The organism is Streptomyces sp. NBC_01428, from assembly GCF_036231965.1.
In the GTDB taxonomy this organism is placed as follows: domain Bacteria; phylum Actinomycetota; class Actinomycetes; order Streptomycetales; family Streptomycetaceae; genus Streptomyces.
Map to the genome: position 1 here is coordinate 5144618 of NZ_CP109499.1, position 13400 is coordinate 5158017.

Annotated in this window: 12 protein-coding genes; 7 read left to right on the plus strand and 5 right to left on the minus strand. The window is 70.8% G+C overall.

What is annotated here, in order from left to right:
• Positions 1 to 57 precede the first annotated feature (57 nt).
• Positions 58 to 678 (plus strand): HAD family hydrolase, encoded by a 621-nt coding sequence (locus OG406_RS22400; protein ID WP_164372091.1) that lies wholly within the window; start codon positions 58 to 60, stop codon positions 676 to 678.
• A gap of 55 nt (positions 679 to 733) precedes the next feature.
• On the opposite strand, the gene OG406_RS22405 is transcribed toward OG406_RS22400, so the two are convergent.
• The gene (locus OG406_RS22405; protein WP_081217908.1) at positions 734 to 985 is read right to left on the minus strand and encodes a hypothetical protein; all 252 of its coding nucleotides are present in this window, start codon (positions 983 to 985) and stop codon (positions 734 to 736) included.
• A gap of 271 nt (positions 986 to 1256) precedes the next feature.
• On the opposite strand from OG406_RS22405, the gene OG406_RS22410 reads away from it, so the two are divergent.
• The 3 genes from OG406_RS22410 to OG406_RS22420 all read left to right on the plus strand — a co-directional run bounded on the left by OG406_RS22410 (position 1257) and on the right by OG406_RS22420 (position 3831).
• Positions 1257 to 2873 (plus strand): recombinase family protein, encoded by a 1617-nt coding sequence (locus tag OG406_RS22410; RefSeq protein ID WP_327409516.1) that lies wholly within the window; start codon positions 1257 to 1259, stop codon positions 2871 to 2873.
• Between the two features lie 126 nt (positions 2874 to 2999).
• Positions 3000 to 3281, plus strand: coding sequence for a hypothetical protein (locus tag OG406_RS22415; RefSeq protein ID WP_327409517.1), 282 nt, complete (start codon positions 3000 to 3002; stop codon positions 3279 to 3281).
• A gap of 166 nt (positions 3282 to 3447) precedes the next feature.
• Positions 3448 to 3831 carry a cold-shock protein gene (locus tag OG406_RS22420; RefSeq protein WP_081217907.1) on the plus strand — a complete coding sequence of 128 codons (384 nt, stop codon included), beginning with the start codon at positions 3448 to 3450 and terminating at the stop codon, positions 3829 to 3831.
• 42 nt (positions 3832 to 3873) lie between these two features.
• Here OG406_RS22420 and OG406_RS22425 read toward each other — a convergent pair whose 3' ends face one another.
• The 4 genes from OG406_RS22425 to OG406_RS22440 all read right to left on the minus strand — a co-directional run bounded on the left by OG406_RS22425 (position 3874) and on the right by OG406_RS22440 (position 7463).
• A complete protein-coding gene (locus OG406_RS22425; RefSeq protein ID WP_081217906.1) occupies positions 3874 to 4737 on the minus strand; it encodes a 1,4-dihydroxy-6-naphthoate synthase in 864 nt (287 codons plus the stop codon).
• Positions 4721 to 5419, minus strand: coding sequence for a futalosine hydrolase (locus tag OG406_RS22430; RefSeq protein WP_329187405.1), 699 nt, complete (start codon positions 5417 to 5419; stop codon positions 4721 to 4723). The genes OG406_RS22425 and OG406_RS22430 overlap by 17 nt, the downstream gene beginning before the upstream one ends.
• Before the next feature lie 26 nt (positions 5420 to 5445).
• Positions 5446 to 5943, minus strand: a complete 498-nt coding sequence (locus OG406_RS22435) for a DUF2771 domain-containing protein (protein ID WP_164372088.1) — start codon at positions 5941 to 5943, stop codon at positions 5446 to 5448.
• Positions 5944 to 6038: 95 nt separating this feature from the next.
• Complete coding sequence (locus OG406_RS22440; protein WP_081217904.1) at positions 6039 to 7463, minus strand: MFS transporter; 1425 nt, start codon at positions 7461 to 7463, stop codon at positions 6039 to 6041.
• A 415-nt stretch (positions 7464 to 7878) separates the two neighbouring features.
• Here OG406_RS22440 and OG406_RS22445 point away from each other — a divergent pair, with 415 nt between their 5' ends.
• From OG406_RS22445 to OG406_RS22455, 3 genes are all read left to right on the plus strand, one after another.
• A complete protein-coding gene (locus OG406_RS22445) occupies positions 7879 to 8805 on the plus strand; it encodes a DUF3027 domain-containing protein (RefSeq protein WP_329187408.1) in 927 nt (308 codons plus the stop codon).
• Between the two features lie 250 nt (positions 8806 to 9055).
• The gene (locus tag OG406_RS22450; RefSeq protein WP_329187410.1) at positions 9056 to 12310 is read left to right on the plus strand and encodes a sacsin N-terminal ATP-binding-like domain-containing protein; all 3255 of its coding nucleotides are present in this window, start codon (positions 9056 to 9058) and stop codon (positions 12308 to 12310) included.
• 222 nt (positions 12311 to 12532) lie between these two features.
• Entirely contained in the window at positions 12533 to 13390 is an 858-nt protein-coding gene (locus OG406_RS22455) for a DUF5707 domain-containing protein (protein WP_329187412.1), read from the plus strand.
• The last annotated feature ends 10 nt before the right edge of the window (positions 13391 to 13400 follow it).

The window sequence follows — 13400 nt, forward strand, 5'->3', positions numbered from 1 at the left end:
TCCGGCGGTCGCCCCCGGTCAGGGGTGCCCCGACCGGCCCGGGACGGCCTGGGCACAATGGCGCACATGACTGCCCCAGCGCTGACCGTCGGGTTCGACCTCGACATGACCCTGATCGACTCCCGCCCCGGGATCCACGCCTGCTACACCGCGATGGCGGCCAGGACGGGGACGTACATCGACGCCGATCTCGTGGTGACCCGGCTCGGTCCGCCGCTGGAGGACGAACTGGCCAACTGGTTCCCGGCCGCGGACGTCGCGACGATCGCCGACCTCTACCGCGAGATGTACCCGGCGCACGCCATCACCGGGACGCTCGCGATGCCCGGCGCCCGCGAGGCCGTCGAGGCGGTCCGGGCGGCGGGCGGGCGCACGGTCGTCGTCACCGCGAAGTGGGAGCCCAACGCCCGGCTGCACCTGGACCACCTCGGCATCGCGGCCGACGAACTCGTCGGCAACCTGTGGGCCGAACAGAAGGCGGTGGCCCTGCGCGAGCACGGCGCGAGCGTGTACGTCGGCGACCACACCGGCGACGTACGCGGCGCGCACACGGCGCAGGCGTACGCGGTGGGCGTGGCGACCGGCCCGTGCGACGCGGACGAACTGCGTGCCGCCGGCGCCGACGTCGTCCTCGCCGACCTCACCGAGTTCCCGGCCTGGCTGAAGAACCACCGCTAGCGGGAGCCGGCCGGAGCCGGGTGGAGCCCGGCGGGATCCCCGGGCGCGCCGCCGGTCAGGAGCTCGCGGCGCGCGCCCTGCGGCGGCCCTCCGCGGCGGATCGCAGCACGCCGGCGGCCGCCAGTAGGAAGCCGACCCCCATGAGCATGCTCAGCCCGAACATGTAGGTCGGAAAAGGATTCGTGCCGAGGAACAGCGGTGCCACCGTGACCAGTGTGGCCACGGCTCCGATGAAGAACACGATGGCACCGGCACGGATCAGCCGGTCTCCGGCTTCGCGGGAATTCGCTTGGGTTTTGTCACGCACTCGACCAGGGTAGTTCCCTGCGCGAAGGAACAATCCGGCGACGTCTTGTCACCGGCCGCCGGACCATTAGCCTTGGTACCGGCGGGTCGGGCGACCCGCTGTCGTGCTATCCGGGGCCGTTTCACGGGCAGTTGCCCCTGCAACGACCCGAGCGGTCTCCCGACGATTCTCCCGAGCAGTTCCCGACGAGTACGAGGACGAGGACAGACGGTGCCAACGGGCAAGCTGAAGCCGGTCACCTAGGCACACAAACTCCGCTAGCCTCCCCGCCATGACACCTGGTCTGCGATACCTCTCGTGCCTGCGCCTGTCTGCGGACTCGGACGGCTCCACGTCCATCGAGTGGCAACGGGGCGTCATCCGACACCACGTCAGTTCCCCGCTCCTGTCCGGCGTCCTGGTGGGTGAGGCGGAGGACACAGACGTCTCAGGGTCCATCTCCCCGTTCAAGCGTCCCAAGCTGGGCATGTGGCTTACTGCCCGCGCCAATGAGTTCGACGTGATCATCGCGGCCAGGATGGACAGGCTCACCCGTCGCTCAATGCACTTCAATGAGCTACTTGAATGGGCGCAGCAGAACGGCAAGTTCATTGTCTGCGTAGAGGAAGGGTTCGACCTTTCCACCCCTCAGGGCAAGATGATGGCTCGCATGACTGCCGTCTTTGCTGAGGCTGAGTGGGACACGATCCAGGCACGCATCCTGAACGGAGTGCAGAGCCGTTTGGAGAACCGTTCATGGCTCGTTGGGGCTCCGCCTACCGGCTACCGCATCAAAGCCGTAGAGGGAGGCAAGAGGAAGATTCTGGAGATTGACCAGGACTTCTATCCCTACGTGGAAGAGATCTTCTCTCGTGTCCGTGAGGGACAGTCCACACACCGAATCTCCCGTGACTTCAACTCCCGTGGCGTACCCACATGGGGAGACCATCTGAGGAAGTTGAAAGGTGAGGAAACCAAGGGGACTCAGTGGCAGTCAACCATCATCAACAAGTTCATCCGCTCCTCTTGGGTCCCTGGTATCTACGCCTACAAGGGAGAGGCTGTATTGGATGACCAGGGAGAGCCTGTGATTCTCCCTGAGAAGTCCTTGGCAACGATGGACGAGTGGACAGACCTGGTTGACAGGATCAAACCGGGCCCCAAAGCCTATACAGAGGGAACGCGAGTCAGCGCTAAGAGCCTTCTCTCTGGTATTGCGCGCTGTGGTAACTGCGGAGCTGTCGTTACGTCTCTTCTGAACTCCGGCCACGTCAGGAAGGATGGACAGAAGATCCCTGGACACAGGTATTACCGCTGCTCCAACAAGTTCAAGGGCGGAGCATGCACAACGGGTCTTTACGTACGTGCTGACACCCTGGACACGTGGGTTGAACAGGCAGTACGGGACAGCGTGGGTACGTGGGACATCTACGAGCGTGCCGGAACGGGACCCTCTCAAGCAAGGGAACTCCAGGAAACCAGAGCGCGCCTTGAAAATCTGGAAGCAAAATACATTGCAGGGGAGTACGACGGAGAGGGACAGGAAGAGTCATACATGCGCATGCACAAGTCCCTTTCCGGAAAGGTCGCTCTACTGGCTAAACAGGAAGAAGGGAGGGCTGTATCCGCTCTCAATGCAACGGGTAATAAGTACGGGGAAGTCTGGGAGGCCAAAGACCAGGAAGACCGAAGGGAATTCCTCCGCACCTACCAAGTAAAGATCTGGGCGTGGGATAAGGGAACGGACGAGAGTGAAAGGGGAATGGTCATGGATCTGGGAGATATCCAGGTCATGGCCAATGAACTTGCGCTCTCGCGTCCTGGAAGGAAGAAAATGCAAAGAATGCTGATTAGCCACAACGTATCGGAAGGGCACCGCTTGAAGGCATTGAAATTTGCCAGCAAGTGAAAGGAGCGAAGAAATGACCCATCATTTGAGGGGATCCATTTCTTTATCTGTTCAATTGTGAATTCACTCCCTCTGTATTTAAGGCTCGAATTATGTCAGGGGGCGGCCCGCGCTGCAGTGCAGGACTTGAGGCGACAGCTTGACTGGCTGGCTTCTCAGGGTGTGCCGGCTGAGCACAGCTACGCCGACAAGAAGACCGCCACTGACTTCGAGCGTGAGGGACTGGCCTCTGTGCTCACCCAGCTCCGTTCGGTCAACGGCAAGAGTTGGGGACGTCCCAGGGAGATTGACCGTACGGCTGTCCTGGAAGACCTCAAGGGCGGGATGAACGTCATGAATGGTGCTGCGAAGCACAGCGTTGGGCGAGCAACGGTCTTCCGTGTCAAGGCTGAAGCCAGGGAAGGCTGAGTCCCTGCACTGTCTCTGCGTCTCTGCCCTAACGGGTCGGGGCGCAGTCTCGTTTCCGGGCGTGATTAAGGCCGTGTGTGGCTGGGGAGACCCCGGATAAGGTGGGTTGAACAGCTAGTTCAGGAGTGTCCGGCCCCGTCCGGGACCGATCGAGGGAAGGTGTGCTTTGCCGACTGGCAAGGTCAAGTGGTTCAACAGTGAGAAGGGCTTCGGCTTTCTCTCCCGCGACGACGGCGGCGACGTCTTCGTCCATTCCTCGGTCCTGCCCGCCGGAGTCGAAGCTCTCAAGCCCGGCCAGCGGGTGGAGTTCGGAGTCGTCGCAGGTCAGCGCGGCGACCAGGCGCTCTCGGTGACCATCCTCGACCCCACCCCGTCGGTCGCGGCGGCCCAGCGCCGCAAGCCCGACGAACTGGCGTCCATCGTCCAGGACCTGACGACCCTCCTGGAGAACATCACGCCGATGCTCGAGAAGGGCCGCTACCCCGACAAGGCCTCCGGCTCCAAGATCGCGGGCCTGCTGCGCGCGGTCGCCGACCAGCTCGACGTCTGACCGGGGGGATCCGGACGGCCCGAGGGCTCCGGATCCCCCCGGTCAGGGGAAGTCGAGCGCGTCCGGCCCGAGGGGCGGTACCAGCCCCTCGGCCGCCGCACGCGTGAGCAGTCCGCGGATCGCCGCGTACCCGTCCTCGCCGAGATCGGCCGTGAACTCGTTCACGTACAGGCCGATGTGCTGGTCCGCGACCTTCGGGTCCATCTCCTGGGCGTGCTCCAGGACGTAACCGCGGGACGCCTCCGGGTCGTCCCAGGCGGCGCGGACCGAGGCCCGGGTGGCGTCGGCGAGGGCCCGCAGCCGTTCCGCGCCCAGCGAGCGCCGCGCGATGATCGCGCCCAGCGGGATCGGCAGTCCGGTCGTCCGCTCCCAGTGCTCGCCCATGTCGGCCAGCTTGTGCAGCCCGTAGTTCTGGTACGTGAAACGCGCCTCGTGGATGACGAGACCCGCGTCGACCTTCCCGTCCCGCACCGCCGGCATGATCTCGTGGAACGGCATGACGACGATCTCGCCGACCCCGCCGGGCACGGTGTCCGCCGCCCACAGCCGGAACAGCAGATACGCCGTCGACCTCTCGCTCGGCACCGCGACCGTACGGCCCGTCAGGTCGGCGCCCGCCTCCCGCGTCAGCACCAGCGGCCCGCAGCCCCGGCCCAGTGCACCGCCGCACGGCAGCAGCGCGTAGTCGTCGAGGACGTACGGCAGGACGGCGTACGACACCTTCAGCACGTCCAGTTCGCCGCGCTCGGCCATGCCGTTGGTGATGTCGATGTCCGCGAAGGTCACGTCGAGCGGGGGCGCCCCCGGGATCCGGCCGTGCGCCCAGGCGTCGAAGACGAAGGTGTCGTTCGGGCAGGGCGAGTAGGCGATCCGCAGGTCTTCGGAAGGTTCAGTGCGTACGGTCATGTCCGTTCCAACTCTCCAGGAGGGGCGTCAGCTTCCCGAACGCCCCGGCGAGTGCGGCGAGCGCGTCGCCGATGCGCCACGCGGCGCGGTCACGCGGGCCGACGGGGTTGGACACCGCGCGGATCTCCAGCACCGGCACCCCGTGCGCGCCGGCCGCCTCGGCGACGCCGAAGCCCTCCATCGCCTCGGCGAGGGCCAGCGGATGCCGGGCGCGCAGTTCGGCGGCGCGCGCCGCGCTGCCGGTCACGGTCGACACGGTGAGCACCGTCCCGACCTGCGCGCCCGTGGCGGCCGCGACCTCTCGTACGAGTGAATCCGGCGGCCGGTGACTGACGGTCCCGAAGCCCAGGTCGGTGACCGGGAGGAAGCCCTCGGGGGACTCGGCGCCCAGGTCGGCCGCGACGATGTCGTCGGCGACCACCAGCGATCCGACCGGCGCGCCGGGCTGGAAACCGCCCGCGACTCCGGCGCAGACGACGAGCCCGTACGGCGTGCCCGCGAGGGCCGCCGCGGTGAGCGCGGCGGAGACGGAGGAGGCGGCGAGGGCCGGCCCCACACCGGCGGCCAGCAGATCGAGTCCGCCGGTCCGGAGCAGGGTCGCGCCGGGCAGCCGTGTCTCACGGCCGGGGCCGGGGGACACCCCGGCCACCGCGTCCCGCTCGGCGGGGACGGCGGTGGCCACGAGCACCCTGGGCCCAGCGGCAGTGATCAGGCGTCCTTCTGGAGCTTGAAGGACCACAGGCCCGACACGTCCTTCTCGCCCTCCTTGATGGAGACGACCGTCGAGTTGCCCTTGGCGCCGTACTGCTCGTTGAAGAACACGCTGCCCGGGATGGTGCGGTACGTCTTCGTGCTGGAGTCGGTCAGCGGCTGACCGTTCATCAGGATCGTCCAGCCCTTGTCCGCGATCTTCGGGTCCACACCGAAGCGCACGGTCGCGTCGGGATCGACCTTGATGGACTTGATGTCCTTGGACTGCAGGCACTTCGCCAGGTCGGCGGTCTTCACCGCGTCGCCGTCGTTGTAGCAGTCGGTCTCGGAACTCACCGAGTTGTCGCCGACCGTGATGGTGGCCAACGGGGTCGGCTTGTCGCAGGCGGACAGGGCGAGGAGTCCGGCGGAAACGGCGCCGACGGCGGCGACGGCGCGGCGGCTGCGGGCGGCGCGTCGTCCATTAGCGGCTCTGCCGCGGGGCAGGGAGGTCATGGGCGAAGGCTATCGGGCAGGCCCACCAGTCCCCCCACGTGGGGTACGGCGTGCCGTACCCGGACCCGCGCGGCCCGGACACCGTCCCGCGCGGCTCAGGACACCCGTGAGCGCCCCGAACCCCCGCGCCGGGCCACGGAAAGCAGCCCCCGCACGGTCGTCAGCCAGCCGAGGGCGACGATCCCCGCGGCCACCGACAGGCCGAGCGACCCGTTCAGCGGCATCGCGATACCGATGGCACCGCCGAGGACCCAGGCCATCTGGAGCAGCGTCTCGGAGCGGGCGAACGCGGAGTTGCGGACCAGTTCGGGGACGTCGCGCTGGATCATCGCGTCCAGGGACAGCTTCGCGAGGGCCTGCGCGAACCCCGCGACGGCCGCCAGGCAGGCCACCAGCGCGGTGCTGAAGAAGACCGCCGCCGTGATCGCGGCGCCCAGCACGAACGCCACCACCGTCACGACGATGAGCTCCGGGGCGCGCTGCTTCAGCCAGGCTCCGACCGCCGTGCCGAGCGCGTTGCCCACACCCGCGGAGACGGCCACCAGGCCCAGTGAGACCGCCGCGCTCTTGCCGCTCAGCGGGTGCTCGCGCAGCAGGAACGCGAGGAAGAAGATCAGGAAGCCGGACAGGCAGCGCAGCGAGGCGTTCGCGGCGAGCGCGTGCGTGACGGCCGTGCCCACCGTCCGCAGCCCCGGACGCGGCGGCTTCTTCAGGTGCGGGCCGTGCAGATGCCCCTCGTCGGCGGCGAGCAGCGCCTTGTCCTCGCCCTTGGCGGAGTCGACCTTCGGCGGCAGCGAGAAGGACAGGAACGTACCCGCGATGAAGATCACGAAGGCGCCGTAGAGCGGATAGCGGGCACCCAGCGACTGGAGGAGCGCCCCGATGGGCGCGGCCACACCGGTGGCCAGGAGCCCGCCCAGGGTGACCCGTGAGTTGGCCTTGACCAGGGAGAAGTTCGGCGGCAGCAGGCGGGGCACCACGGCGCTGCGCACCACGCCGTACGCCTTGGAGGCCACCAGGACCCCGAGCGCCGCCGGATACAGCTCGAACGTGCCGCTCACCACCGCGCCCGCCAGCATCAGCGCGAGCATGGCCCGGGCGAGCATGGAGCCCGCCATCGCGGCGCGCCGGCCGTGCGGCAGCCGGTCCAGGAGCGGGCCGATCACCGGGGCGAGCAGCGCGAAGGGGGCCATCGTGATGCCCAGGTAGAGGGCCACCCGGCCGCGCGCCTCGTCGGTCGGCACCGAGAAGAACACCGTGGACGCCAGCGCCACGGTGATCATGACGTCGCCCGCGCCGTTCACCGCGTGCAGTTCGATGAGTTTTCCGAGGCCCGACTCGCCCGCCCCGTGCGCGTGCGTCGCCCGGCGGATGCCGCGCGCCGTCTTCGTCACGGGGAAGTTCAGGGCACGCCCCACCGCACGGACGGAACCGCTCACCCGGCCCGATCCGCCGCCTTCGTTGCTCCCCTTGGCGCCACCGACACCGGTGGCTCCCTGGGGCGACCTCGCGGATGCCACCCCGTCATAGTGCCCCGAGATCGGGGTTTGTAGTGCGGTTACCGCGCGGATGGGGGGCGGCGGCTTGTGGGGGAGCGGGGCGCGCCGGGGGGTGCGGGAGCCGTGGCGCGGGCCGCCGGATCGGTGGCGTCCGGCGGTCCGGCGGCGCGCCGTGGAGCGGCCCGGATACCGGCGCGGAGCGCCGAAGACGCCCGCCGGTGTGGGCCCAGGGGCCAGGAGAAGGTAGCGTGCGTAACGCGCATGCGGCGATTGTTCTCGGCCGCGCGCCTCTCGGCCATCCCGCAGAATGGATGGCGTAGGTGCGCCCGAGTGCGATCGGGCGCGGACGTCGACGCGGCCCACCGGTCCGCTCCGTCCGCACCCCCGCCGGAGGAATGGCGCACCCGTGAGACGGCGTAGGAGAGAAGCGATACCTGTGAGCGCAGCGACAACGCGAAGCCGCACCCCTGACCGCCTGTGCGCCGAGGCGATCGATCTCGCCCGGACGGCTGCCGAGGAGGTCGCGTATCCCGGCATCGTCGGCGAGCACCTCGGGATGGTCTCCGAGGGGGACCGCGTTGTCACGCACTACTTCGAGTGCAAGGAACCGGGATACCGCGGCTGGCGCTGGGCGTCCACCGTGGCCCGCGCCTCCCGCGCGAAGCTCGTCACCCTCGACGAGACGGTGCTCCTCCCGGGGACCGACGCGCTGCTGGCCCCCGAGTGGGTGCCGTGGAGCGAGCGGCTCCGCCCCGGCGACATGGGCCCCGGCGACCTGCTGCCCACGGACGCCGAGGACCTGCGGCTCGAACCCGGCTTCTCGGGCGAGGACGAGCCCGCGCCGAACTCGGCGGTCTCGGACGACATGGCCGAGCTGGTGGAGGCCGAGGACATCGAGGTGACCGCGGGCACCCCCGCGAACCTTCCGATGGCCCCGCGCCGCGGTTCGATCGCCGCGGTGGCCGAGGAACTCGGCCTGCGCCGGGCCCGGGTCCTGTCCCGCTACGGCCTGCACGTCGCCGCCGACCGCTGGGAAGAGTCGTACGGGCCCCAGACCGCGATGGCGCAGGCCGCGCCCGCGACCTGCGTCAGCTGTGGCTTCCTGAACCGGATCGGCGGGACGCTCGGACAGGCGTTCGGGGTCTGCGCGAACGAGTTCTCGCCCGCCGACGGGCATGTGGTGTCCCTCGCGTACGGGTGCGGAGGGCATTCCGAGGCTGCCGTCATGCCGGCGCCTCCGCGGCCGCCTCAGCCGGTGATCGACGAGACCCAGGTGGACCCGTTCCCGCTGCGGCCGTCCCCGGACTCCGGGTCGGTCTCCGTCGCCCCCGACGAGTCCACCGCCGAGCTCGGCCACTCGTAGCCGTAGCGGCACGCCGTCCCGGGCGGGGGCCGATTCCGGCCCCTTTCCCCGGGACGGGTCACCGCTTTCTCGCCCCCTCCGCCCCCTGCCCGTCCCGTACTCGGGGCTCCGCCCCGTACCCCGCTCCCCAAACGCCGGAGAGGCCGGTTCCGGCCGCCGCCCCCGGCGGGAGCACGGGAGGGCGCGGGGTACCTTCGAGCCGCGACCCGCCGCCCGCGCGGACGCGTCACCCGAGAGGGAGAGTGAATCCGTGAGTAAGCTCGTGCGGCCCGCGGCCGAGGGCGCGGACCCGTTCGGCACGGCGCGCCTGCGCCGTGGCGTGCTCGACGCCTGGGCGGCCAGCCCCGCCCGGTTCCGCGAGGACGCCAACGCGGAGGAGGACCTCGTCCTCGGCGGGTACCGCGACCGGCTCGTCGTGGAGCTGGCCCAGAACGCCGCCGACGCCGCCGCCCGCGCCGGCACCCCCGGACGCCTCCGGCTGACCCTGCGCGACGGCGTCCTGATCGCGGCCAACACCGGCGCGGCCCTCGACGCGGCAGGCGTCGAGTCGCTCTCCACACTGCGCGCCTCCTCGAAACGGGACGCCCACGACACGGCCGTCGGCCGGTTCGGCGTCGGCTTCGCCGCGGTCCTCGCGGTCACGGACGAACCCGCCGTCGTCGGCCGGCACGGCGGCGTCCGCTGGGCCCTCGCCGAGGCCCGCGACCTCGCCGCCGGCACCGCCGGGGACAGTGCGGGCCTCGGCGACGAGATCCGCCGCCGCGACGGCCATGTGCCGCTGCTCCGGCTGCCGTTCGCCGCCGAGGGCACCGCCCCGGACCCGTACGACACGGCTGTGATCCTCCCGCTGCGCGACTCCGCGGCGCAGGACCTCGCCGAGCGCCTCCTGCGCACCGTGGACGACGCCCTCCTGCTGGCCCTGCCCGGCCTGGAGGAAGTGGTCGTCGAGACGGGCGAGGGAGAGGTCCGCACCCTGCGCCGCACCCGCCCCGGCGACGACGCGGACGCAGGTCACACCCCCGCACCGGCAGCCACCGGCACCCCGCACGGCACCGGCGCGGGCGACCCACAGGCCGCCGCCGGTCACGGCCTCGTCACCATCGACGACTCCCGCGACGGCGCCACCCGCTACCGCACCGTCTCCCACCACGGCTCCCTCGACGCCGCCCTGCTCGCCGACCGCCCGGTCGAGGAGCGGCTGCGACCGCACTGGTCCGTGACCTGGGCCGTCCCCGTCGACGCGGACGGCACCCCGGCCCGGCCCCGGACCAGCCCCGTCGTCCACGCGCCGACCCCCAGCGACGAGGCACTCGGCGTGCCCGCGCTGCTCATCGCGTCCCTCCCGCTGGACACCACCCGGCGCCACGCGGCCCCCGGCCCGCTGACCGACTTCCTGGTGGAGCGCGCGGCGGACGCGTACGCGGAACTGCTCGCCGCGTGGCGGCCGGTGGACACCGGGATCATCGACCTGGTGCCCGGACCGCTCGGCAAGGGCGAACTGGACGGCGCGCTGCGCCGGGCCGTCCTGGACCGGCTCCCGCGCACCGCGTTCCTGCCGCCCGCCGCCCCGCCGGACGAGACACCGGCCGCGGACGACCCCGTCGACTGGCCCGGCAGCGGCCCGGCCGAGCAGCCGGCCGCGCTGCGGCCGCGCGACGCGGAGGTGGTGGAGGGAGCGGGCGCCGAGACGGTGCGGGTCCTCGCCGAGGTCCTGCCGAGCCTGCTGCCCGCCGGGCTGGAACGGCGCGCCGAGCTGCGCACCCTGGGCGTCGCCCGGGTCCCGCTCACGGAGGCCGTGGACCGGCTCGCCGGTCTGGAGAAGGAACCGGGCTGGTGGCACCGCCTCTACGACAGCCTCGCCGGGGTCGACCCGGACCGGCTGTCGGGGCTGCCCGTGCCGCTGGCCGACGGCCGGACGACGATCGGGCCGCGCCAGGTGCTGCTGCCCACCGCCGACGGTTCGCCGGTCGCGCCGGACACCCTCGCCCGGCTCGGTCTGAAGGTCGCGCACCCGGACGCCGCGCATCCGCTGCTGGAGAAGCTGGGCGCGCTGCCCGCGACACCGCGCGCGGTGCTCACCACCCCGCAGGTGCGGGCCGCGGTGGCCGCCTCGCTGGACGACGACGGCGGGGCCTGGGACGAGGACACCCCGGACGCGGAGGAACTGGCGGACACCGTGCTCGCGCTGGTGCGCGACGCCGGGCTCGAACCCGGTGACGAACCCTGGCTCGGCGCGCTGGCCCTGCCGGACGAGGAGGGCGACATCGCGCCCGCCGGTGAACTCGTGCTGCCGGGAAGCCCGTTCGCCCAGGTGATGCGCGAGGACGAACTCGCCTTCGTCGACACGGAGCTGGCGGACCGCTGGGGCGGGCAGCCGCTCGCCGCCTGCGGGGTGCTCGCCGGTTTCGCCCTGGTGCGGGCCACCGACGTCGTCCTCGACCCGGACGAACTGGAGCCCCGCGAGGGGGACTTCGCCCAGCCCGACGACGCGGGTCTGCTCGACGCGGTGGACGTGTGGTGCGAGGACGTCCTGGACCGGCTGCCGGACTCCCCGGTGCCGCCCGTCGCGACCGAGATCGTCGCCGTACGGGACCTGGACCTCATCGACGACGACCGGTGGCCGCAGGCGCTCGCCCTGCTCGCGCAGCCGCCGCTGCGGGACGCGATCACCCAGCAGATGCGCATCCTGCTGCCCGACGGCACCCACGAGGTCGTCCGGCCCTACACGGCGTGGTGGCTGCGCGGACATCCGGTGCTCGACGGGCGCCGGCCGGCCGGTCTGCTCGCGGCCGGCGGCGATCCGCTGCTGCGCGGCCTGTACGACGAGGCGGACGCGACCGGCTTCGACGACGAACAGGTGCTGCGGGCCCTCGGCGTCCGGACGTCGGTGGCCGCCCTGCTCGACGAGCCCGGTGGCGCCGCCGAACTCCTCGACCGGCTCGCCGACCCGGACCGCGAGGTCTCCGGTGCCCAGCTGCACGCCCTCTACGGCGCGCTGGCCGACCTCGACCCCGAGCAGGTGACGCTGCCGGACGAGCTGCGGGCCGTCGTGGACGGCGAGGTGCGGGTGGTGGACGCGGCCGACGCCGTGGTCGTCGACTCGCCCGACCTGCTGGCCTTCACCGACGGGGTGCCGCTGCTGCCGGTGCGTCCGGCGCGGGCCGCGGAGCTCGCCGAGCTGTTCCAGGTGCGGCGGCTCAGCGAGTCCGTCACCGGCGAGGTCACCTCCGAGGGCACCGAGCACGACGTCCCGGACTCCGTACGGCTGCTGCTGGGGCCGGCGACGCCCGCCTCGTACCTGGAGCACGAGGAACTCGTCGTGGACGGGACGGAGTTGGACTGGCGCGTCACCCGCGACGGTGTGCTGCACGCCGCCACCGTGGAGGGGGTGGCCGCCGGGCTCGCCTGGTCGGCGGGCCAGTGGCCGCGCCGTTTCGAGGTCGCCGCGCTCCTGGAGGACCCGTCCCGCACCGAGGAACTGGCCCGGGACCGCTGGTTCGACTGAGCCGTCCGGGACCGATCGCGTACGGGGTGGGCGGTTTGTCCGCCCGCCCCGCTGCGATCTTGGTAACGCGTGCACAAAATCTTCATCACCCGTACAACTATTCGCCTGCGTCGCTGATCTGATCACCGGAGTCAACAGACTCCACGATCACTTGGGCCCCCGGTGTCGACGAACCGCGAGGAACGACCACCGGCCGGGCCCCTTTCTCCACTTGGGGATCGCATGCGTATACGTGCCACCGTGGCCGCCGTCTCCGGCGCCTTGGCCCTCTCCGCCCTCGCCGTGCCGGCCGCGCAGGCCGACGGTCACGGGAGTCTCGCCTCGAAGGCGCCCTCCACCTCCAAGATCACGCCGTTCACCGGGTCCTCTCCGGCCGACGAGAAGGTGGGCGACACCAAGATCACGAGCGTCACCGTCAACGGTGGCGACGACATCGTGGTCGGCATCAGCAACAAGAAGATCTTCACCGTCACCGTGACGGCCAGCGACCCGTCCGGTATCAACGACGGCTATGCCATGCTCTGGCACGGCTCGAACATCGACGACGACGTCGATGGTGCCATCGTCCCGGACGCGGAGACGGGCACCTGCACGGCCTCCGGCGCCACCACTGCGACCTGCAAGGTGACGCTTGTCGCCGACCCGAAGGAAAACATCTACAGCAACATCCTCGCCGGCACGTGGAAGGTGTGGGCCGGGGCTCAGGGCAACGACGGCGACTACGTCATCACCGATGCCTACAAGACCGCCCGGGTCCAGCGCTACGCCCGACTGACGGTCAACGCCTCGCCGGAGCCGGTCAAGAAGGGCAAGACCATCACGGTCACCGGCCTGCTGTCGCGCGCCAACTGGGACACCCACGCGTACGCGGGCTACACCGTCCAGCCGGTCGGGCTCCAGTTCCGCAAGAAGTCCGTCTCCACCTACACGTCCACCCTCAAGACGGTGAAGTCGGACTCCAAGGGCAACCTGAAGACGACCACGACGGCCACCGTCGACGGCTACTTCCGCTACAACTTCGCGGGCACCTCGACCACCCCGGCCGTCAAGGCCACGGGTGACTACGTCGACGTGCAGTAACCCACCCGGT